Below are 20,328 nucleotides of genomic sequence, written 5' to 3'. Positions count from 1 at the left end.
AGCCCCTAAAGGCCAAAGAGCCCACGCAGAAAGACCCCGGTGAGCAAAAGAAAAAGACTGGCGAATAACCAGCCCATAACCTGGGCATCGATATGGTGCCTGGCAGTCTGCCAGTTAAGGTAGACCCTGAGTCCACCCAGCAGCCCCATGATGGCCCCCAGCACCATACTTAGGTCGGAAAAGCTGTAGTAAAAACCCTGTATCTCCTTGCCCGCCTGATAAAATTCCCCGATCCCCGGTGGGCTCTGCGCGATGCACTGCAGTGGGCAGAGCATCGACAACAACATCGCGGCAGCCCTGCTGCCCCGCTTAGCCTTTCGCGTAAACTTCATGATGAGATCTGGTTGGTCAGTAAAATGGCATCCCCTTCTGCAAGTCCGATAATCTCCTCGATGGAAACCCCTCCGCTTGTGCTAATGGATCCCGAGCTAAGGTAACGCTCAGGCTCCTCGGCCTCGGGCTCTGCCCCACCGGGATCTATCGCCGAGGCATCTATAGGTTCTTCAAATGAGGGGAGATCGATCAGCACGGCATCCGCCCTGGAGGCCTGGGAGCTGGAAACCAACAGGTCAAAAAGCAGGTTAAAAAAATAATAAAAAAAATAAAGGACAGAAATGCCATAGAAAAAGTGGGTTGGGTTGATCATATAAAATAAGTTTAGGGTTTACCGTTTTTTACTTTTACACAGGTATTGTGAATGGATAAGATCCAAGGTTGCGCCACAGCTTTCCAGAAGTCCGGCGGGAAGCAGCATTGAGCTGATCCGTTGGAAACCGATAAGCGAAGGGATCGCCGTGGATAATGAGCCGATTTGCCGCAGGACCTTATCAGCCTGTTCCTTTAAAGGATAGCCCGCACCCTGGATGATACGGTTGGGGACAAACAACAGGCGCAGTGAAGGCCTGATCCGCAGGGCCAGGCTGGCAAAATAGATACTCGCATTAAGTGTGGGACCATCATAACAGAATGGACAGATGAGTAATTCCAGTCCTGCAATGACCGCTATCAGTTCGGTGTGCTGCAAATCCGAAGGCAGATCAATAAGGATATAGCTGTCATTGCCCGCGCCCAGCTTTTCTCTTAGTGCACCCATCAGCCTTATCTCACAGGGCAGGTATTCAAAAGGGGGGGCGTGCTCCAAAAGGGCCGAGCGTTCCCCGAACCATCCAAGTGTCCAGCGGTCTTCCCTGCCGGAAAGATAAACGCTCATTTTTTGTTTTTCTGCCAGGTAGCTGGCAAGCAGCAGTGCCAGGGTACTTTTGCCCGTGCCGGCCTTAGTGTTTCCAATCCCTATAACCATAAAAAAATGTTGTTTTTTAAGTGTCCCTTACGGCTAAAATCTTACCGGTACTGTATCTACCTGCCCGAAAAAATCGGCCGGGAATGTTGATTTGAGGGCAGGCCTATGTCCAGAAACAGGGATAGGGGCATAATTTCCTCTGCATCTAACAGCCGGCGGTCCCGGTGGTCGATCAGGCTTAGGCCGGTAACCCCGGTCCTTGAAAAATGGTAACAGATTTCAAGTCCCTCGCTGTCCAGCAGAAAATCTGCAAGGTCCGAGCGGTATCCCGAAATCCTGCGCCACTGTTTTCCGCTTGTCTGCTGATAGATGGGCTCCGGCTTTGCGCTATGGGTATCCATCGCGCGTAAAATGACACTTTTGATCCGCGCGCTGCCCTGCAGGTCCCGGAAAGATTCGTCCAGACGGGCCTGCAGGGCGGAGGCATTGATGCGCATGAGCGTTTTTCCGTAACGGCGGATCAGAAAATTGCCCCGGTAGGGGAAAAAACGGTATCCGCAATTTCCCAATAGAGTCTTTAGCTGACCGGTAGAGCTGCAACGGTATGCCAGAAGGCGTGAAAGGTCTCTTTTAAAACTTTCCTGCTCATCTATCCCGCAGATCTTGTTGAGATGCCCGATCGCCCGCACGCGGTCAAACTGATCTGAGATCTTTGAGCCGTCTAGTCGCACATCGGTTGATAGGATATGCACATGAGCGTTATGGGTATCACTATGAAAAAAAACCAGGTAAGGCTGGCTGGCATACCCCATCGCTTCCATCCAGGCATGTGATACTTGGGCAAAGCCCGCACGGTCCATGCTCTCCCCGCGGGCAGAAAGCACCACATGGAACTGGTCATACCGGCTTCTGGAATTCAGCGAGGCCACCGCGCCAAAATAATGTTCCAGGTCAGCGGTCTTTAACCGATCGAAGCCGTCAAGGATTTCAAGGTTTTTACAGCACAGCAGCTCGGCCTCCCCCCTTGATACCTTCTCCATGTTATAGCGGATGGCGGGAAATCCCTTTGAGGTGGTAAAAAGTCTTACAATCATTGCGCTTATAGGGGTTTTGATTTAAGGTCCAGCCGCTGCATGATTGACCTGACTTGCCTTAAAAGGGATTCCTGCGAGGCGTGAAAGGTTTCCATGGAATTTTCCAGGCGCAGCAGAGAGCCTGAGTCCATCCCTGTTAACAGGCCTGAACCTTCTCTGATTTCGCCCAGCAGCGCACGGATAGCGCCAAGCTCGGTGCCGATACACCCAAAAAGGGCCAGCAGCTTGCCTGGATCTGCTTCGATCAGGCCGCCATGAACGACCTCCCTTCTGATGAGGTCTGATGAGTTGAGGTTAAGCGCTGCGGCTAAGGCACGGAACTTTCGATACTCATTATCATTCAGGTAACACCTGACAAGGTTTGCCCGGTGCCCTCCTTCTTTTCTTTTCGCCATAACTAGTTTTTTTAATGGTTAATGAATGTAAAGTTTACTTTCTGCTGGTTGAAGGAATGGCAGGCTACCTGGATTTCTTTTTCAAGTGGAAATTTTCCATCTGCCCTGGCGCTGCCCTTCTTTGGCTACTGGTGTGCTGGATCAGTTCGTTATAGTCGTTGTATCCCCGGTAGATTTGCGAACGGTCAATGGTATGGGGATGTTTTTTGAGAAATTCGTCACTGGCTTTTCTTCCCGAAAGATCATGGTCGAAATATATTTCCAGGTTGGCATAATTCCCGGCCAATTCAATAGCAGGATTTAAAAAGGCAACCGAGTTCAGGATCAATGCGCTGGAAGTCGCCTGTGGATAGTCTGTCTTCCAGCTCAGAAAATCCATCATGCCCTCGAAAACAGACAGAGAAGTACTGCTGCCTTGGATAAAACTCATTGACTTTCTGCCCAGGCAGCCTTTAAAGTTTTTGTTCCTCACCTCCCATCCCCCCAGCTCATTCTGCCAACCTGCAGCAAAGAGCTCCATACGTTTTCCACCTTCTTTTTTGACGCTATAGTATACCTCCCTGATATAGGGTGCTGCGACCTTGAGGATCCCCCTGCTGAAGAGAAAATCACTGATTGCAGCCTTACTACCAATCGGCCTTGTTTGCCGGATAAGATATGAAGGGTGTCGCATGGGCAGCTCGGTCTGCTGGGGAAGTACCATTATCGGCTGCCCCCCGGTGCCCCCGGCATGGGAAATGAGCTTTTCCATTGCCTGGCGGAAATCAAGCCCGGGCCAATAGGCAAGCGCGAAATCGACCACGGTCCCTCCCTTTGCAAGCCCGTGATCATACCAGATGCCCAACTTCTCATTGACGCAGAAGGATGGCGAGGTATCGTTCTCCCTGAGCATGGAGAGATAAAAAAGTTCTCCGCCCGAACGTTTACTGGGTTGAAAACCTAGGTTTGAGAGGAGCAGAACCAGGTTGGTCTCTTCCTTTAGTGCTTGAAGGTCAATTTTGTTCTCTTGCATATGCTATTAGTAATTTTGGGAGGAATTCCAGGTGCGTTTTATTATTACCAGAAAAAAGCGGGCAGGTACCAAAGGGCATAACAGCGCTAAAAAAAACGACAAAAAAAAGGGCACAACGCAAAAGCGCCTGCCCGGTTCCCCAAAAAGACAAGCTCATGGGGATATTTATTTTTCGGAACTACCAACGTCATTTTATACAAAACGGGCCCCATGGACCTGCCAATGCGTTTTCGCCTTTTTGAGGTTATCTCAAAGCTTCGCAAAATTTCCTGCGCTAGCAGGATAATGTTTCATTCCCATACGTCAAAGAGCTCTGCCCTCGCTCTGTAGCTCAAAGGCGGCGGAGCGGATGGACAAAGGTTTGACTTCTGTGGATTTTTCTTTGACAATACCCATGACAATACCCAACGATTAACTTAAAAACGAGCTTTAAACCTGCAAAGAGAAGCATACAGGAATTTATTTTTTCACAAGATCATGGCTAGGATAAGCCCTTAAGAGCCTATTGGATCTGAGAATGAACTGTTTTTCGGCCGGTATTAAAACCTGTTGGTCGAGAATTTCCCTGAGTTGGTATAATATGGTGGGAAAGGGTGAAACGTTTGACAGATGAGCGCGTCTCATTATCAAACAATCACAAGTTATTAATTAAGATATAAACAAAAATATTATGAAAAATTTATTCTCAACCTCAGCAAAATCTTTAATGGCAGCTTTACTTTTAGGCGCCTCAATCTTTACCACAAACGTGATGGCAGTTGAAAAGGAGCCTGTTAAAACCTCCGCCCCAAAAAACTTCGATAAGGTATTGGTAAGTGGAAATGTAGAAGTTACCCTGATCCAGAACGGAACCGAGGGTGTGGCCTACTCGGAGAACAATACCGGAAAAGTAAAAGTAGTGCAAGATGGATCGGCATTGAAAATTACTTCAACCGACAACCACTTGGCAAAAATCACAGTGTATGTAAAAAACATCTATCGTGTTCAGGCATCTGACCAAGCTCAAGTAAATACCAGTGGTAAACTTGATGTAAAATACCTCCAGGTATTTTTAACCGGTAACGCGGTGGCGAAAATCAATTCGAAAACCGAAAGTTTGTTTACTGTATTAGAAGGCAATGCTGATTTAAAATTAAGCGGTGCTACCCTAAGCCACAATCTGGTAATGGGAAATACCCCAAAATTGAACCTGGATAAATTTGCCGCCTCTAAAACAGAGGTCAGCACACCACCGACAAGCATTGTTCAAACTGCAGCTTTGTCCAAATAGAAACCCTCTTTTCATATCTTAAAGGCGACAAAGTTCTGTCGCTTTTTTTATACGCTGATTTTTCGTTTTCAAAACATATATTTACAAATCAACCGGAAAAGAAACTAGCGTTCCCGAATAATGAAAAACCTCTGCACAATTTTATTTGTACTCACTTTTGTTGCATGCCATTCCGATAAGGAAAAAAAGAATAAGCCCATCACTGGCGGTACCGCAAAAAAAGCAGTTGAGCGAACAAAGGCAGCTAAAATGCAGCTAGCGAACATAACCATTGCAGAATTTGTGGGTTATAATGATGATGGTGATTATTTTCAGCTCATGGCCCGCACAAAGAATGAAACCTTGTCTTTTATTAATGAGAGCAATGATGATAGAGGCTTGTTAAGGGGGGATCTAATCTCGATTGTATGGAAGACCGATACCATTTATATCGCTGGTGATGGTGACACACCACAACTGGCAGAAAAGATTATTTCAGTCAAAAAACTGCAGGATGGAAAGGTTTCCAGATTCAGAAAAACCTATAATAAGATCCTGAAGTACCACTGGCCGCAGGAAGAAAATTACACTAAATCCTATCTGGATAAACTTTATATGGTGGTTGAATATTATGTGGCAGGTTCGAAAAACCAACTGCTTGAGTTATTGATTAAAAATGGTGAAGAAATAGATTATTCCATAGAGCCCCAGACCAGGGAAGGTAGGGAATATGTACTTATCGGGATTTCGGGGATATCAGCGCACCACAGCAATACCATACAATGGCTTTATTACGATAACGGGCAGGATAAGCTATATGAATATGACCTGCCTAAAGACAGCCTAATTGAATTTAACAGATAAAACCTAATGCAATGACCGGTGCTTTTCTAATCAGCGTTTTAATTATAATTTTCCTTTTTAATTTCATTTTTTTAAGGAATAAATCACTAAAGGTAAAAATATTAGCTTCAATAGCACTGGTATTAGGGGCATTTGGGCTTTTAATCGCAATTGCTGCTTTTCTGTTTTACAACTCAACTGATCCAAGGGAAAGGGCCGCAGAAGAGGCTGCGCGGAGCAAGTGGCTTTCAATAAAGAACCTCACCCCATATAGCCATCTGGCTATCATTTCCTTCAGGTTTAAAGATGGAAAAGAGTTAAAAAAAATCAGCGATACACTAAATGTTACAACCGGGGCTTATCACTCATCTGAGTATATGCTACCAATATCAACGGGAGATAGCATTTATTTTCCCGAGGACTTCAAACTCCAGATCAAAGATTCCTTGAATAATACCATAGTAGCATATAATAAAGCGCAATTCCTTGATAAGGCAGTGAGTGACGATTCGACATATAGGCCAAAGAACAAAATGGCGTTGAATTTTTACGTGATAGAAATCAATTGATCGGCTGAGGCAACAGGATTATGCATATCCTAAATTCCCCGGTGACGATAAATTCAAGATGACCAGGCCTTTAAAAATTATTTCAATTCCCTTTATCAGCGTACGCATTGCAAATCATGACCTTCTTTTTTGTATCCAGACAGTCCCTACAGTAATAAATGCGAGCGCCTAAGTGATATTCTCAAGGTGGAAAATTAAAATAAACCTTATTATCCCAAGGGACGCTAAAGGTTAATTCCTTATTCCGCGGAATCCCTGCTGGTACCTGCGGCAAACTAAAAAGTGAAAGCCGGTTGCGTGTTGAGGTTTTTAAAGATCTCCAACATACTGTTCACAAGGAGGATAAACGGTATATACATCAACCGGAAGGCTCACTATTAAGAGCGTGTATCCATCAATTCCCTCTTGAGCAAAACTGTCCTGAGGTTATAAACCAATAGCAGATTAATATTCCTGCTGGTCATTACCCTCAATTCAATTCCGGTAAATAAAAGCCTGTACCCAACACTATATATAAACATGTAAAAAATAATTCCACCATTCGGCCGATTTAAATGGCCATTGGTCGAGAATTTCTATGTGTTGGTATAATTCCCTGTTTTTGGGTGCAACGTTTTGACTTCGACGGCGTCTTATCTACAAAAACAGAAACAAAATATTATTAAACATATAAATAACAGCATTATGAAAACCTCAATCAAAATCCTAACAAAATCTCTTTTAGCAGCAATGGTTTTAACATCATCCATCTTTACTACAAACGTACTGGCCGATGAGAAACAACCAACAAAAGTTTCAGTGCCTAGTAACTTCAGTAAAGTTTCAGTAAGTGGAAATGTGGAGGTAACATTGGTGCAGGGTCCGAGAGAAGGTATAAGTTATAATGATGATAATGCCGGAAAGGTAAAAGCAATCCAGGATGGATATACTCTAAAAATTTCCTCAGAAAGTAAAGAGGTTGCAAAAGTTACTGTTTATGTGAAAAATATTTACAGGGTTCAGGCATCTGAAAACGCAGTCGTAAAAACAACAGGTAAACTGGACACCAAATACCTTCAGGTATTCTTAAAAGAAAATGCAATGGTGGAAATCAACTCAAATACCGAGAGTATCTATACCGTAATCGAAGGTAATTCTGATTTAAAGTTGAAAGGTGCTACGCAAAACCACATTCTGGTAATGGGAAAAACACAAAAACTTAATCTGGATCGTTTTGCAGCTTTAAAAACAGAGATGAACACTCCTCAATCGTTGCAAATCGCATCGTTGGCAAAATAATTTATTCACTGATATATAAAAGGCGGCAAAATATAAGTTTTGCCGCCTTTTCATTTTTATTTTTTTTTGATTTATCAATTAAAAATCTGCGCTTCACGGTAGTCGTGATCCATCCTTTCGAGCCTGCCTGCATTAAAATGCAGTTTTACCGTTGATGTTCCGCTAACACTTGAGCTCACAAAATCTGAAAATACAAATTGCCAGTCATTATAGTTATTCAGATCAACATCATAAGGTTTGTTTAACGGCTTATCAGAAAGTACAAAACCATAGCTGGCATAAGCCGGCAACTGGTGAATCTTCAACAGTTTAGCCCCTATTGCACTAACCGGGTCATCTACCTTGATCGCTGTATCATCAGCAGCGCCATCCGGCCATTTAGCAACCCCTGTAGTCAGTCCACTGCCGGTGGCAATCTCCTGAATTTTATCAGCACTAAACAGAAATACCACACGATCTAAAGTCCCACTATTACTGTAAATAGTCAAGGCATAGTAAAATGGAATAATTTCTGCTACTTTTTCAGGGGTACTGTAAGGTTTGCGGCCATAAATGGCAACGTTTTGAAAATCAAGCGTTGAACCAGCTTTTTGTAGCTGTGCATATACCTCAGCTTGGGTACTGCCGATCTTGATACCCCATTTTTCCCCCATAGTAATCGATTCAGAATAATCGCCCTGCTTTTCCTTTTTACATGCCGATATGACAATCAGCAATAACATCATCGGTAATAGTTTTTTCATTGAATTGGTTAGGTATTGGTCTTATGGCTATAAACGGACAGATTATACCTTCCGCTACATCTTCAATAAAAATAATCGGCTAAAGGTCTCAGTTTAAAAATTTAGCTGAACATCCCTACTAAGGCCTATAGGCGTCCGCTTCTTCTATTTTTTTAATCAACACTTCACGCATCTGGTCCAAAAACCTGGTCTTGCTCATTCCTTTGCGCTGTTTGATCTCCGCAAAACGCCTGAAATACCGGCTTAAATTAACCTGAAAAAGCTGTTGAAAGGCAGCTGCAATCTCGGAAAGCTCTACCCTGCCATTATTGATCTGTCCCGAACCATGTAGTGCATAAAGGATTTCTATCAGGTTAAGGCTTTCCCCTGTCCACTTCATCCGGGCTTTGCCCACGACAGCATTTTCTGCTGTTAACCCCTTGCGAGCCGACAACTTTCTTTTTAAATAATCCTGTAGGAGCTCGCAGGCCCGGAACTTTGAAAATAGGTATTCATGGCCGGTACCGAAGGAGGGATCAACAGTAGGCACCGAACTCAGGCGAATGTCTTTTGATGATGCGCCACGTAAAAAAAAGAGGTGGTCAAGTTCGTCGTTACCCAGCCGGAAATATTGATACTGAAATTCATGCGAGCGGAGAAAACGGTTGATGTAGCGCACCTGTTCACGGTAATGATCATTTAGACGCTTACCCTCACCTAGTGGCCTAGTGGAATCGATATTCAGCAGTTCGGTGTAAAAGATCAGCCAACGGTAAAACATTGGTTTTTCTGTTTTAAAAAACCAGATTTCTTCATCTTCATCAGCAAACGGATATTTTTCGATGATCTGCTTTAGCTCATCGAGGTAGCGATGGACAGTTAGTACAGCATTTTTTAGCATATCCATTTTGTCCATCTGGTCATCATTGAATTTTTCAAGTTCTGCTTTCATTTTGGTATAAAGCGCAGAAGATAGTTTTTTGATCATATCAGCACAATAATTGGTTAGCCATAACAGAAATTTCCATCATGGTATGTAAATCGATAATCTGTCAATATGAGAAGCGTCAATTTAAAAACCAGCTGGCCCAACTGAAGGATATCAGCAAGAACATGGTTAAAACGAATGTTAACAATTCCCTTAACGAGGTTTAGTCAATGATAAAAAATGAAACAGGCGGTTAATCATTTGATAAGCTCAATATTTAGCGGGCATCTTATAAATGCCTAGTGATGGACTTGTATTCGTAAGATAAAAAAGAATATTCAGAGAATCATAAGTTAAATAAAATTCAAAAAGTTTTTTTCTTTATACTTGTATAAGTAAGGGGTGAGAGCCTTACATCCGGCGAAAGCCAGGAGAGCGTTAATTTAAATTGGGGTAATCATTAATCTGATTATCCCTTTTTTCATCCATTAAAACCTGCCTTTCCCAGGATCGAAAGCATCCGCATCATCAAATTTACTGTTCAGCCCGTTCTGCTACAACTCCAGGAAATGAGTCCTGCTCAGCCGCTTCCTCGTACTCAAGTCATCAAAACCACGCTTGGGAATCCCCAAATCAATCTCAAAACACCTCCCCATCCGCTCAAAAAACTCCGTAATCCCCACCTTACCGTTCTCAATCTGGCCCGACACAAAAAAGCGAATACGCCAGCTCAATTAGGTTCACCTTCTCCCCCGTCCATCGCATTCTCACAAGCCTTTACGGCAAGCTTACCTTGATCCGGTGACCCCGCCGTCTCGCCTTTACCTAGCTCTAAGCGCATCAGCTCCGCAAGCAGATAATCCCTCAACCTTTCCGCCGCCATAAACCTTGCCCACAGATCAGTACAGGGCGGGGCAAGACCATCACCAGCATCAAACCCAACCCCTAAAAGCATACCCCCACCCTCACCTGAATGCACAAAATACCTACCGTCCAGCTCATCCATCCCCTGGCAGAAATAAGCATACTGCAAAGGATACCGCGAAAACAACTGCTGGGCCAGCCCCAGTTCCCCTTTTAGATAACCCAACACCTTTTCCACCACATCCTCCGGCCTGGCCAGCTCAATAGCAAAACGGTCCGCCGCATAAAACTGCCAGCCCATCACCGAGGGCCACAACGTTTTAAAGAAATAAATCTCCTCTCCACTATCCGCAAAACCATTTTCCACCACCTGGGAAAGCTGCGCCAAACCATTCCTTACCAAAAGCACCACCGCCCTCATCCGGCTAAGCGGCGTAATTTCCGCCACATAAACCCTCCTGACATCTTTATCCATCTGCTCCACCAAGCGCAACACCTCATTTTTTTTAATACCGCCCATAACATTTTTTTTAGTTAAGAAATAAAATAAAAAAGCGTCAATCCAACAGAAGATAATAAAAGGACACAAAGGCCGTTTAAAATAATATCCTTCCGACGGGACAATATTATCAAGGTAAGTGCGCTAAAAAGTTGATTTGTGACACAATCGACAACCTATGCACAAACAAATCATTGATGAAGCCGATTTACTCGAAACGCTCAGCTTTATCGCACCCCTTCCCGCACCCTTGCAGCACCGGGTCAACCAGGAAGCAATCACCGAGAATTTTAGCCGCAAACACCTCCTGCTCAGGCCGGGTGAAATTTCAAGAAGATTATATTTTATCCGCAACGGTTTTTTACGTGCCTTTTTCTTAGACGAGAATGGAAAAGAATGCACCACCTGGTTCATGGGAAAAGGTGACCTGATGATCTCTGTTTACAGCTTTTTCACCCAAAAACCCGCCCATGAGTATATTGAAGTCCTTCAGGAATGCAAACTGCAATCAATAAGCTGGCAACAGTTAAATGCCTACTATGCGGACTTCCCACAAGGAAACCTATTGGGCAGGATCGTGACGCAGAAATACTACATCATGAGCGAGGAAAGAGCGATTTTTCTGCGTACCCAGACCCCAATCCTGCGCTACGAAAAACTGCTCGAACAGCATCCGGATATCCAGCAGCAAACCAGTCAACATAATATCGCCTCCTACCTCGGAATTTCCCGGGAAACCCTGAGCAGGATCAAGCGTAAAAAACTAAAAATGTGTCACCAGACACAAAAAGCGCAAAATCCGTCATTCATTCTTAAGTAAGAAATTAACAATATGAGCTCAAAACTTAAAATAATAATCGCATTCATACTCCTGATATCAGCATGCCATAAGGAACAAATCAGCGACGATCCATTATCAACAAACCCAGCTAAAAAAATTACCCTGCCCCTGCATGATGCAAAAGAATTTATTACCGGCATTGATCCCGATAGCGGCAAGGCAATTGCGAAAATCAAGATCGACTGGGAACTTGCGAAAAGCGAATCTACAAAAGAAGGCAATAAATTTACCATCTTGCTTAAAGGACAGCCCACCTATCAAAACATTAAACAAGGTTATAGACAACTCATCATATTGAGAAACCAGAAAACCGAAAAAATCGAAGCCAAAATACTGGAAATAATCCCTGATGCCATTCACCTGCAGAAAAAACAAATAGCCAAAACATCCGATTTTACCGGCCGGGTATTCGAATATAACCTGAACTATAAATTAACCGGCGGCAGGCTGTACAGCGAAGGCAAACCGGTTGGAAGCATTCAGCAGTTTTCACAGCAAGACCAAATTACCCAGGCAAACCAAACACTAAAAGAAGTCAATCCATTTAGCGGAGCACAGGGAAAACTCATGCTCTACGCACCGGCAACCTGCAACTGGCTACAAGACTACTATATCGATGCAGAAGGAGACTTTACCGTACACTCCACCAAAGTCTGCTCTACCACGTATTTCGATGACAGTGGCAGCGGTGGCGGAGGCGGATACTATGATGGCGTAGGAGGAGATCCATCCGGACCACAGCATGGAGGTAGCGGAAGTTAATCCCAAAGCGGCTGTTTATTTTGGATCATTGCCTCCATTGTAAATACTCTACCAGGCGCCGAGGTTGACATTAGCTTTTGCGGTCTGTTAGCAGTACGTAGATGAGTATCAAAATAGGTCTTTGCCTCCTCAATGGAAATCGATTTTTCTAAAATGTTAGAGTTTGGCTGAAGTAAATCCTTTTTACAACCTTGCGCCAGAAAAAGGCACAATAAGATTAGGCAAGCTCTGGCTCTGCCTTTAAAGAGTGTTAATTTTTTCATCGTTAATTTAAATATCCTAATGTGAGAGGAATGATTTCCGCAAAAATACAGGCATGAGCGAATTGAATAAAACGGGAAGCTTAAATTTTACACAAAAGCCGCAGGTATACCTATCTAAACTATGCAAAGGCATATTTTAAATTAAAAATTTACACATCAGTTAACTTCCTGCGGAGTCAATACAATAAAATTAATTTAATTGATATTTGAATAATGAGGGAAATCAACAAGATTATCAATACGCTAAGCATTATCGATGCGATTTGAAGAAATTAATTTATCAAAAAGTTAAAATTCCAAACTTGGATGATTATAACAGTTTATCAGATTATTGGTATCCCCGCCCGCCGTGCTTTATTCCTTTGTTTCTAGGATCTGTAGCGTCACATAAAGGAGTGGTCAATCACTTCTTTTGTGATAGAAAACCCACGTTTGCTAAATATTCTTTAGAAAAAGGTTTAATTACCGAGATCGCCCGAAATTCTAAACCATGGATCACATTGATCGTTCTGGAACTGATTACCTTAAAAGAAGCCTAAATGAAGATATAATCAATTTTTGCAAGCAGGTAAATTATTATGACTACGAGGAAGTTGCTGAGTTTACCCTTAATTATGGAGATAACCTTGGGTATTTCATAAAAAATGGCCGCTAGTTCCGTTTTCAAAGACTGGCTTTAAAATTTGGGTAACGTTGATGAACCAATAAACCATTTAGGTTTTTGGAAAAGGGGTGCAGGTGAATGATTAGTCATTGCGAGCAATTAGAATTACCACTTAAACACTGGATAAGCAAAGATATTAAAAGAATAAAATTAATAAGATAGATTAGTTTCGGTCTTTTATTGTTGTAGGCTTATATCTCTCTATGCTACGACTTAGCAGATTGATCAAACCCTTCGCTAAAGAACTCAGCAAGGGTAATATCCAATGCTAAAAGCACTTTCAGCAAAGATGAGAAATACAAATCTTCCCCGTTTTCATAGCGCCAGAGCTGGGTACGGTTAAGGTCATGTTTAAAAGCAAATTTTTCATAGTTCCGTTCCCCTTTCGCTTCCCTGAGAGAACGAATTCGTTCTCCAACCAATTTCAAAACTTGCTTTGCTTTTTCGCTATCCTCGTCGTTTTTGGCTCTACTCATAACGTAAAGTAAACCAAAATGATGCGCGAGAGGTACCTCTAAAAAGAAACATCTCAACAGATACATCTTATTAGAAACAAATTTATTATCTTTATAAAGCTGCGGATATAAAAAAAATATGGAAAAAGAGGAATTATTACAGACCCCTATTGACAGACTCGGTTTTAGTACTGAATTCTGTAAAGCTTGTAGTTCAATGCATTTCAGCACACTAAAAGACATCACATCTGTTGTGCCTGAACGACTGATAAAAAAAGAAGGATTTAGCTATAACTGGCTGGGGGAACTCAGCGCATACTTAGATAAGAGAGGACTGTTGTATTTATTGCAACGGCCATAGGAAAAAAATTACGGTTGATCCGCAGAACCATCCGCTGTAACAAATCCCGCACGCGCGCAGCAGTGTGCTGGTCAATACTATAAAATTCTTTGCTAAGGCTTCCAGGGGAAATGACAGCTTGTCTTTTACTTTGATAGTGACCAGCGAAACATTTGAAAATGAACTGAAGATTTTGAGTAGCAAAAACACTTTCTTCGTACAGTAAACGAATCAGGCAGGACAGGTGAGCAACTGACATTTCCAGCGGTACCTTAGGAACAGTAACATTACTCCCCTTGCACAAAGATTTTTCTGTCATCAGAATTTCTTCGGTCAACCAATCTCCTAACATGGTTTTTATTGAAGGCCATGAGGGGTCATAAGCTATGTTTTTAATTTCAGGAGATGATACAGTTTCTACTTTCTGCTCAACCAAATAATTAAGTCTTTCGTGGGTATCTCTAAAATCGCAAAGGGCATTCCTGATTGTATTCTGGTAATAAACAAAAAAAGATAGGTTATTGAAATTTGAGCGAATTAGTAGAGAAACCAGTAATTTTTCCGCCTCATCCGAATCATAATCGAGTGAACCTAATTGGTGAATAATATATCCGAAATAATGTAATGATCGAAAGGTAAATCTTACTTCTCCACTACTCTCATACATTACATTGAACCATTCTAACAGGCAGCCCATAAGAGAAGGATCTAAGTCGATTGACTTCAGCGTTTTCCGTATAGCACAAATATCTCCGGTAAGCTGGGAAACTAAACGTTGATGATAAGTCATAGGGACAATCGCATCTTCATTGAAATAACTGGAATAGTATTTTCGCAGATGGTCTATAAGTACTAAAAGTTCATTTTGGAGAAGTATATTTGTTTCAGCATCGTGGGAATGAGATAATGTATTGGAGATGGTTGATATAATATCAAGATGATAATGAAAATAACGCACCAGGGTTTCCTCTGGCGTATTGCAAAATATTGCTTCTTCCCATGCTTTATAGATTTGACCAAAGCGAGTTTCAAGATTAATTAAAGCTGAATAATTGCTATAGCAGCATTCTTGCTCAATTAAAAATTCTTCTATATCCTTCAGCTCATTCTTAAGCATACCCAAAAAATTTTCCTGGTGCATTATTCATGTTCTTCTATCGGTTGAAAATATGACTACTTGAAATGACTGTGGTATTTACCGTAGTGGTATCAGTTTGAGTCCATCTATTCTCACTTTTAAAAGATCTGTAGTGGTTAAGAAGCTGTGTGCTTTTTTGCGGAAGTTTTTTTGATTTCATCATAATTTAATTTTTATGTTAATTTAAGATTGTATATATTAATCAAGTAATTTATTACAGATTCGATTGATTTGGGAGTTAAAACTATAGGAATGATAATGAATTTGATAAAAGCGAAACTAAGCCCAATAGCTCGAAAGTTATTTATTGTTCATGTTACCTGCTGGATACTTTTCATTACCTATGAATTAACGTTCATCTACTATCATCTTGGATCGTTAGAAAGACCCTATATTTATTTTGTATTTTATTCAATAAATCTATCTCTGTTTTATTTATATATCAGATTGTTAAACTTCACGTTTAATGGTGCAAAATTGAGATACGTTACGGGCTTTTTAGCATTTGTGAGCTTAATAGTACTCTTTCTTGTAGTTAAATGTATCGCGGATTATTTCTTGGGCAATCCGCAACCTATGCCCTATGATCCTTTAATTTTCATTAGAACATTTTTTCCAAGAAATATTGCACGGGCTTTCTACTTCATTTTACTGGGAACATTTTACTGGTCTGCAAAACATATTGCTAATTACAGGAGCCAGGCTACAGAAGCTGAAAAGCGACAATTAATCATAGAAAAGGAAAAGGCAGAGTTAGAAGCACAGCTTACCAAGTCCCGAAATGCCTACCTGCAACAACAAATCAATCCGCACATGCTCTTCAACGCGCTGAATTTCGTGTACAACAGCGCACAAAAATATTCCGATGACGCCGCTCATTGCATCTGGCTCCTTTCTGAGATTATGCGTTTTAGTCTGGAAGAAGCAAATTCCGATGGGAAAATAAAACTTGATAGAGAAGTTGAGCAGATTGAAAACCTCATCGCAATCAACCGCTACCGGTTTACAGAACCTCTATACCTTAAGCTGGAAGTGCATGGTGATTTCAGCCGTTATAAAATAATTCCGCTGATCCTGCTCACGCTGACAGAAAACCTGTTCAAACATGGGAACCTGACCGAAGTTACGTCTACAGCTGTACTAATATTAACGATGGATGAAACTGGAAAACTAACTTTTTACAGCAGGAACTTAAATAAATCAAAGAACGGACGTCCCCGTCAGCGAAAAGCATTAGGTCTACAAAACATCCGGCTCCGCATGGATTCATTTTATAAAGGCAATTACAAGCTGGAAATCATCGAGTCCGGGGAATTTTACGAACTCACTTTAACCCTTAAATTATGAGCTTAACTTGCTATATCATTGATGATGAATATCATTCAGTTGAAGTACTCGATAAGTACGTCCATCAAACTCCAGGCCTGGAACTTGTCGGCAGCTCCACCAACCCACTTTTAGCACTGGAAGAATTATGCACTATTCCAACTCCCGACATTGTACTTCTAGATGTCGATATGCCCCAACTCAATGGTCTCGATGTAGCAGACCTTATAGGCTCAGCGAGTAATATTGTTTTCACAACTTCCTACCGGGAGTATGCACCTGAGGCATTTGAAAAAAATGCAGTCGATTACCTGCTAAAGCCCATCAATTACGCCAGGTTTTTAAAGGCAGTTACCAAAGTACGCTCAAATCTCACCAGTAAGATTAATCAAGTCACAGCTAGCCCCTTCTTTTTCGTCAAGAGCAACATTAAAGGAAAATTTAACCGGATCACTATCGCAGATATTCTGTATATAGAAAATATTGGCAACTACATCATCATCCATATGAATGATGAAAAAGTAACCACTTACCTCACTTTAACTGAAGTCCTTTCCAAGCTGCCTATTGAGAGTTTTTCCAGGATTCATCAGTCTTATATCGTCAACCATGCAGCTATTCATTCGTTAGAATATGCGCAGATAAGGCTAAGCGAGGTGAGTATTCCGATTGGCGGGACTTTCCGCACTGCCTTCCGGGAAAAAATACAGCCGACTTTACTCATTAGCAAAAGAGACAAAAGTGATCACTAGACTGAAGATTTCTCGCGGGCCAAACTTGAACCAGCAAATTTTTGCAGGCAATAGTAAACGAGCAATTCCTGTTGCCTTTGTCTAGAGGAAAAAGTTCGGTTCAGTTGCATATGCACCAGGTCTGCCAATAGCTCCATTTTTTTACCTTTTGAATAGCTTTTGGTAAGCTCGTTTAAAACTAACATGTACTTTAACAGCGGCGAGAGATGCTTTGATAATCTGTTACTTTCCAGCAAGTCCGCTATCAATAATTTATTCTCCCTGTATTTCTCATCCATTGCGACCTTCAGCGATTTATCTGCCTTAAACTCCGCCATAAACTGATCGGTCACATTACCAAGGTAATCATGGGAATCAGCTAGAGATGGGAAAAAGCTGCTGACCATGCGATAAGCAGTTAGTAAGCCCAGTTCAAACTCGCTAAGTTGGAAGGAATGGTTCCCTTTTAAAGTTAATGCAAAGGCAGCAAGATGGCTTCCCGCACAGAAAAGTTCCTCAACATGCGAAATGAGACCCGCCCCATAGCGTTCGATTTCTCTCCGGTAGGTATCTCCCTGGAGATCCCGGATGAACTTGTCATGTCCGGATGATTCAATCTTTTTACGAAAAGCTACGAGTATCGCGCCAAGATCACATTCTTCCGCCTGTATGCGCAGACGCAGGTGATAGCCTTTATCGGTGTAGCGGATGAAAAACCACTTTTTTATCCGCTTTTTCTGCCCTTTAATGAACGGAAAAATAACCTTGCTTAGGATTTCATCCGAAGCGCGCGGAATGCAGAAAATTTTAAGGTAAAGCCAGTTACTCCCCATTAAAAAGTCGCGTTGCTTTTCAACATACACATTGGTACTTTCCTTTTGTGAAGCTTTATAAACAATATTTTCATGGGCAAGAAAGGCAATCATTTGCCCCGCAAGTGGTTTTTTACCAGACAGTACGGACCGGTCAGGCAATAAATATTCATGAATGGTTACCCGCTTCAAACCGTGAATGCATTGCAGGAAAAACCTTGCCTCGCTGGTATTGGCCAAATCAAAAACCAACTGTTGGTCTGTTGCCCCTATCGTGATATGCCGGGGCAGGTGGTGTTTTTTGCGAAACTCATCCAAGGCTTTAATGGAATCAGCATTATCCCCATCAGATAAAAGCGCTAGGTCTGATTCCTTAAAATTCCATTTCGCAAGACAGAAAATCACCTTTCCATAGCAGACCCGAGGATAAAAAGTCAGTCCCGGAAAAAAATTTTCCAGGCTAAATGAAAGTCCTGCCTGTATGCCCTGGAATTGCAGATCACACAACAGCCGGAAAACCGGCGAATGGTTATTTCGAAAGTTATAAGCTGTCGCTAGACGTGGAATGACTCTTTTGTTAAGCTTAGACGACTCTAATATCAATTCCCCTCCTGAAAGAGAAAGCATGAGTTCGCTTGGCAGTACCAGGTTTTCAACTGGCTGTGAAGAAAATACATTCAGGGGTATCTCGAATGAATAAATGGGCTTACGACGATTGATGTTGTCAACGTGGCTATCGGATTGCTGGGCGATGTCGGCAAAAACAACTTCCGGGTTTGAAGTACTTTCCTTTGCGGCAAGCTCAAAGCAAAACTGGTGTACCGAATCACTGAAGCAGGAAAACCTTCCAATCAGCGAAGTGGCAGTGACACCTCCCGAACTTTCGATGATCAGGTGCTCACCCGTCGAGCGGTACATGAGCGCCTGCGTCTGGGGCAAAGGCAATACTGCCTTTTTATGATTTCTTAGTTTAATCACATCATCTTCGCTGATCTGAAGGGGCGACCAGGGATCGCGAAGGGTGTCCCCTATCCAGAGTTTAAAGATAAACTGCTGGCAAACATGCCAACCAAGGGTCCTGTTTTCTTCTTCTGGCTTAGGGAAGGGGATATTTCCCAGGATATCCTGGTCAGGCATGGAGGGTTCCATATCACCATAATGCAGTCCTCCATCGGGATCCAAGGCCAGCAGCAAAGGCACCTTTTCCTGATCGAAACGAGCACGGAAATCACGAATAAAACGCGACAGGTCAGCAGGCTGCTCAGCATTTGACAATAATTGCAGTACATCGACAGCTTTAGACAGCTCCACCTGTTCAGCACGATCTGGTCCTCCACCCTTGTTCGGCCTTTCCAGTGCCGAATAAAATGGCTGCCCCAAAGGTTTATCTTCCATTGCAATTTTCCCGATATCCCTGGCCAGAGCGGAAAGGGACTGTTCAGCTGATAAGGGAATCATCGTGTAATTTTTCCAGAAATCATTCCAGCCAGGTAAGCCAGATAGGTTTTCGATGACCTCATCACTGATTACTTTACCTTGAGTGCCACCGAAAACAGCTCCGGCATCCAGCAGAAACCGGATGTAGTCTTCCGCTTCTTCTGCTGAACATTCAGCATGCTGCACAATCCAGCTCAGCACTAATTTTTTTGAAACCTTTTTTGACGATAAAAATGAAAAGAGCTGTATATTAAATTTTACGGCGGCAATCCCTTCCAAAGAAAAACTAAACCGTCCCTTATCATCTAAAGATGATTTGGTATAGCGGAAAACGTCATTAAACCGGTACAGCGCAGGGTTGACCATTAAGCTGTCTGACAGATCAGACTTCGCCCTGATATTCAATTTTCTCAAAAATTTCTGGTCAGGCAATAAATGGAGGATTGACTCACCGCTTCCGGCTAGCCTGACCTGACCGCCACTTCCCCAGTGGAGTAAAGTAAAGGAGGAAAAGCTTCCAAAAGGCGTAGACCGGAAGCACATCCGGTTATAATACTTATAAAGGGTATGTTTTTCCTTATCCGCTAATTTATTAAAATCAAAATCCTTTTTTTCAAGCAAGGAATAAAACTCGGCGCTTGCTAAAAATACTGCATTTCGGAAAGCCTGTTCCTGAAGTACCTCCGGCAACCGCGAAAGATCATAACCGCTAAAGCTATAATAAGGTGCCCTTAAAAATACCTGTGGTAAAAACCGGTAAACTGTAGACTTACTTTCTTTCATCTCTTCATCGCTTTAAAGGGTATACTACCCATCTCATACTGTTTTAACTTTTCTAATCCCCGTTAATTTGTTTCATAATTCTT

Annotated in this window: 23 protein-coding genes; 9 read left to right on the top strand and 14 right to left on the bottom strand. The window is 42.4% G+C overall.

What is annotated here, in order from left to right; all coding sequences use genetic code 11:
* Nucleotides 1-5 precede the first annotated feature (5 nt).
* The 6 genes from R2R28_RS05730 to R2R28_RS05705 all read right to left on the bottom strand — a co-directional run bounded on the left by R2R28_RS05730 (nucleotide 6) and on the right by R2R28_RS05705 (nucleotide 3,741).
* Complete coding sequence (locus R2R28_RS05730; RefSeq protein ID WP_316824751.1) at nucleotides 6-332, bottom strand: DUF4134 family protein; 327 nt, start codon at nucleotides 330-332, stop codon at nucleotides 6-8.
* Nucleotides 329-646 carry a hypothetical protein gene (locus tag R2R28_RS05725; protein ID WP_316824750.1) on the bottom strand — a complete coding sequence of 106 codons (318 nt, stop codon included), beginning with the start codon at nucleotides 644-646 and terminating at the stop codon, nucleotides 329-331. Before R2R28_RS05725 ends, R2R28_RS05730 begins: the two co-directional genes overlap by 4 nt.
* Before the next feature lie 18 nt (nucleotides 647-664).
* Nucleotides 665-1,300 carry a hypothetical protein gene (locus R2R28_RS05720; protein WP_316824749.1) on the bottom strand — a complete coding sequence of 212 codons (636 nt, stop codon included), beginning with the start codon at nucleotides 1,298-1,300 and terminating at the stop codon, nucleotides 665-667.
* Nucleotides 1,301-1,356: 56 nt separating this feature from the next.
* A complete protein-coding gene (locus R2R28_RS05715; protein WP_316824748.1) occupies nucleotides 1,357-2,280 on the bottom strand; it encodes a relaxase/mobilization nuclease domain-containing protein in 924 nt (307 codons plus the stop codon).
* Nucleotides 2,281-2,339: 59 nt separating this feature from the next.
* Complete coding sequence (locus R2R28_RS05710) at nucleotides 2,340-2,729, bottom strand: hypothetical protein (protein WP_316824747.1); 390 nt, start codon at nucleotides 2,727-2,729, stop codon at nucleotides 2,340-2,342.
* 64 nt (nucleotides 2,730-2,793) lie between these two features.
* The gene (locus R2R28_RS05705; RefSeq protein WP_316824746.1) at nucleotides 2,794-3,741 is read right to left on the bottom strand and encodes a toprim domain-containing protein; all 948 of its coding nucleotides are present in this window, start codon (nucleotides 3,739-3,741) and stop codon (nucleotides 2,794-2,796) included.
* Between the two features lie 670 nt (nucleotides 3,742-4,411).
* On the opposite strand from R2R28_RS05705, the gene R2R28_RS05700 reads away from it, so the two are divergent.
* From R2R28_RS05700 to R2R28_RS05685, 4 genes are all read left to right on the top strand, one after another.
* Nucleotides 4,412-5,011, top strand: coding sequence for a GIN domain-containing protein (locus R2R28_RS05700; RefSeq protein ID WP_316824745.1), 600 nt, complete (start codon nucleotides 4,412-4,414; stop codon nucleotides 5,009-5,011).
* A gap of 120 nt (nucleotides 5,012-5,131) precedes the next feature.
* Nucleotides 5,132-5,854 (top strand): hypothetical protein, encoded by a 723-nt coding sequence (locus tag R2R28_RS05695; protein ID WP_316824744.1) that lies wholly within the window; start codon nucleotides 5,132-5,134, stop codon nucleotides 5,852-5,854.
* An 11-nt stretch (nucleotides 5,855-5,865) separates the two neighbouring features.
* A complete protein-coding gene (locus R2R28_RS05690; RefSeq protein WP_316824743.1) occupies nucleotides 5,866-6,402 on the top strand; it encodes a hypothetical protein in 537 nt (178 codons plus the stop codon).
* 684 nt (nucleotides 6,403-7,086) lie between these two features.
* Complete coding sequence (locus tag R2R28_RS05685; RefSeq protein WP_316824742.1) at nucleotides 7,087-7,680, top strand: GIN domain-containing protein; 594 nt, start codon at nucleotides 7,087-7,089, stop codon at nucleotides 7,678-7,680.
* Between the two features lie 74 nt (nucleotides 7,681-7,754).
* Here R2R28_RS05685 and R2R28_RS05680 read toward each other — a convergent pair whose 3' ends face one another.
* From R2R28_RS05680 to R2R28_RS05670, 4 genes are all read right to left on the bottom strand, one after another.
* Nucleotides 7,755-8,423 (bottom strand): hypothetical protein, encoded by a 669-nt coding sequence (locus R2R28_RS05680; RefSeq protein ID WP_316824741.1) that lies wholly within the window; start codon nucleotides 8,421-8,423, stop codon nucleotides 7,755-7,757.
* A gap of 118 nt (nucleotides 8,424-8,541) precedes the next feature.
* Nucleotides 8,542-9,390 carry an RteC domain-containing protein gene (locus R2R28_RS05675; RefSeq protein WP_316824740.1) on the bottom strand — a complete coding sequence of 283 codons (849 nt, stop codon included), beginning with the start codon at nucleotides 9,388-9,390 and terminating at the stop codon, nucleotides 8,542-8,544.
* A 494-nt stretch (nucleotides 9,391-9,884) separates the two neighbouring features.
* Nucleotides 9,885-10,040, bottom strand: a complete 156-nt coding sequence (locus R2R28_RS29130) for an RteC domain-containing protein (RefSeq protein ID WP_410479160.1) — start codon at nucleotides 10,038-10,040, stop codon at nucleotides 9,885-9,887.
* A gap of 20 nt (nucleotides 10,041-10,060) precedes the next feature.
* Nucleotides 10,061-10,714, bottom strand: coding sequence for an RteC domain-containing protein (locus R2R28_RS05670; protein WP_316824739.1), 654 nt, complete (start codon nucleotides 10,712-10,714; stop codon nucleotides 10,061-10,063).
* A gap of 157 nt (nucleotides 10,715-10,871) precedes the next feature.
* Here R2R28_RS05670 and R2R28_RS05665 point away from each other — a divergent pair, with 157 nt between their 5' ends.
* Nucleotides 10,872-11,513 (top strand): Crp/Fnr family transcriptional regulator, encoded by a 642-nt coding sequence (locus R2R28_RS05665; RefSeq protein ID WP_316824738.1) that lies wholly within the window; start codon nucleotides 10,872-10,874, stop codon nucleotides 11,511-11,513.
* A 12-nt stretch (nucleotides 11,514-11,525) separates the two neighbouring features.
* On the top strand, nucleotides 11,526-12,296 hold the full coding sequence (locus tag R2R28_RS05660) for a hypothetical protein (RefSeq protein WP_316824737.1): 771 nt from the start codon (nucleotides 11,526-11,528) through the stop codon (nucleotides 12,294-12,296).
* Here R2R28_RS05660 and R2R28_RS05655 read toward each other — a convergent pair.
* On the bottom strand, nucleotides 12,293-12,559 hold the full coding sequence (locus tag R2R28_RS05655) for a hypothetical protein (RefSeq protein ID WP_316824736.1): 267 nt from the start codon (nucleotides 12,557-12,559) through the stop codon (nucleotides 12,293-12,295). The two genes, R2R28_RS05660 and R2R28_RS05655, sit on opposite strands and share 4 nt — an antisense overlap.
* Nucleotides 12,560-12,822: 263 nt before the next feature.
* Between R2R28_RS05655 and R2R28_RS05650 the strand changes: the two genes are divergently transcribed.
* Nucleotides 12,823-13,098 carry a hypothetical protein gene (locus tag R2R28_RS05650; protein ID WP_316824735.1) on the top strand — a complete coding sequence of 92 codons (276 nt, stop codon included), beginning with the start codon at nucleotides 12,823-12,825 and terminating at the stop codon, nucleotides 13,096-13,098.
* 331 nt (nucleotides 13,099-13,429) lie between these two features.
* Here the strand turns inward: R2R28_RS05650 and R2R28_RS05645 are convergent, their stop codons facing one another.
* Together R2R28_RS05645 and R2R28_RS05640 are read right to left on the bottom strand one after the other, a co-directional pair.
* Nucleotides 13,430-13,699 (bottom strand): helix-turn-helix domain-containing protein, encoded by a 270-nt coding sequence (locus tag R2R28_RS05645; RefSeq protein ID WP_316824734.1) that lies wholly within the window; start codon nucleotides 13,697-13,699, stop codon nucleotides 13,430-13,432.
* A gap of 287 nt (nucleotides 13,700-13,986) precedes the next feature.
* Nucleotides 13,987-15,135, bottom strand: a complete 1,149-nt coding sequence (locus R2R28_RS05640) for a hypothetical protein (protein ID WP_316824733.1) — start codon at nucleotides 15,133-15,135, stop codon at nucleotides 13,987-13,989.
* 498 nt (nucleotides 15,136-15,633) lie between these two features.
* Here R2R28_RS05640 and R2R28_RS05635 point away from each other — a divergent pair, with 498 nt between their 5' ends.
* Both R2R28_RS05635 and R2R28_RS05630 read left to right on the top strand, forming a co-directional pair.
* Nucleotides 15,634-16,503 (top strand): sensor histidine kinase, encoded by an 870-nt coding sequence (locus R2R28_RS05635; RefSeq protein ID WP_316824732.1) that lies wholly within the window; start codon nucleotides 15,634-15,636, stop codon nucleotides 16,501-16,503.
* Nucleotides 16,500-17,234 carry a LytTR family DNA-binding domain-containing protein gene (locus tag R2R28_RS05630; protein WP_316824731.1) on the top strand — a complete coding sequence of 245 codons (735 nt, stop codon included), beginning with the start codon at nucleotides 16,500-16,502 and terminating at the stop codon, nucleotides 17,232-17,234. The genes R2R28_RS05635 and R2R28_RS05630 overlap by 4 nt, the downstream gene beginning before the upstream one ends.
* Here the strand turns inward: R2R28_RS05630 and R2R28_RS05625 are convergent.
* Entirely contained in the window at nucleotides 17,231-20,245 is a 3,015-nt protein-coding gene (locus tag R2R28_RS05625) for a thiopeptide-type bacteriocin biosynthesis protein (RefSeq protein ID WP_316824730.1), read from the bottom strand. The genes R2R28_RS05630 and R2R28_RS05625 overlap by 4 nt on opposite strands.
* Nucleotides 20,246-20,328: the final 83 nt, after the last annotated feature.

Origin of the sequence: Pedobacter miscanthi, assembly GCF_032678605.1 — a bacterium.
In the GTDB taxonomy this organism is placed as follows: domain Bacteria; phylum Bacteroidota; class Bacteroidia; order Sphingobacteriales; family Sphingobacteriaceae; genus Pedobacter; species Pedobacter miscanthi_A.
The sequence above is the reverse complement of the archived record's forward strand: the minus strand, read 5'-3'. Positions and strand labels throughout refer to the sequence as shown.

Coding starts and splice junctions, on each gene's coding strand:
- R2R28_RS05690 (WP_316824743.1), top strand. CDS start 5,866: ATGACCGGTGCTTTTCTAATCAGCGTTTTAATTATAATTTTCCTTTTT.
- R2R28_RS05655 (WP_316824736.1), bottom strand. CDS start 12,559: ATGAAAAAATTAACACTCTTTAAAGGCAGAGCCAGAGCTTGCCTAATC.
- R2R28_RS05640 (WP_316824733.1), bottom strand. CDS start 15,135: ATGCTTAAGAATGAGCTGAAGGATATAGAAGAATTTTTAATTGAGCAA.
- R2R28_RS05725 (WP_316824750.1), bottom strand. CDS start 646: ATGATCAACCCAACCCACTTTTTCTATGGCATTTCTGTCCTTTATTTT.
- R2R28_RS05665 (WP_316824738.1), top strand. CDS start 10,872: ATGCACAAACAAATCATTGATGAAGCCGATTTACTCGAAACGCTCAGC.
- R2R28_RS05680 (WP_316824741.1), bottom strand. CDS start 8,423: ATGAAAAAACTATTACCGATGATGTTATTGCTGATTGTCATATCGGCA.
- R2R28_RS05630 (WP_316824731.1), top strand. CDS start 16,500: ATGAGCTTAACTTGCTATATCATTGATGATGAATATCATTCAGTTGAA.
- R2R28_RS05695 (WP_316824744.1), top strand. CDS start 5,132: ATGAAAAACCTCTGCACAATTTTATTTGTACTCACTTTTGTTGCATGC.
- R2R28_RS05675 (WP_316824740.1), bottom strand. CDS start 9,390: ATGATCAAAAAACTATCTTCTGCGCTTTATACCAAAATGAAAGCAGAA.
- R2R28_RS05625 (WP_316824730.1), bottom strand. CDS start 20,245: ATGAAAGAAAGTAAGTCTACAGTTTACCGGTTTTTACCACAGGTATTT.
- R2R28_RS05720 (WP_316824749.1), bottom strand. CDS start 1,300: ATGGTTATAGGGATTGGAAACACTAAGGCCGGCACGGGCAAAAGTACC.
- R2R28_RS05730 (WP_316824751.1), bottom strand. CDS start 332: ATGAAGTTTACGCGAAAGGCTAAGCGGGGCAGCAGGGCTGCCGCGATG.
- R2R28_RS05700 (WP_316824745.1), top strand. CDS start 4,412: ATGAAAAATTTATTCTCAACCTCAGCAAAATCTTTAATGGCAGCTTTA.
- R2R28_RS05670 (WP_316824739.1), bottom strand. CDS start 10,714: ATGGGCGGTATTAAAAAAAATGAGGTGTTGCGCTTGGTGGAGCAGATG.
- R2R28_RS05710 (WP_316824747.1), bottom strand. CDS start 2,729: ATGGCGAAAAGAAAAGAAGGAGGGCACCGGGCAAACCTTGTCAGGTGT.
- R2R28_RS05705 (WP_316824746.1), bottom strand. CDS start 3,741: ATGCAAGAGAACAAAATTGACCTTCAAGCACTAAAGGAAGAGACCAAC.
- R2R28_RS05715 (WP_316824748.1), bottom strand. CDS start 2,280: ATGGAGAAGGTATCAAGGGGGGAGGCCGAGCTGCTGTGCTGTAAAAAC.
- R2R28_RS05685 (WP_316824742.1), top strand. CDS start 7,087: ATGAAAACCTCAATCAAAATCCTAACAAAATCTCTTTTAGCAGCAATG.
- R2R28_RS05645 (WP_316824734.1), bottom strand. CDS start 13,699: ATGAGTAGAGCCAAAAACGACGAGGATAGCGAAAAAGCAAAGCAAGTT.
- R2R28_RS05660 (WP_316824737.1), top strand. CDS start 11,526: ATGAGCTCAAAACTTAAAATAATAATCGCATTCATACTCCTGATATCA.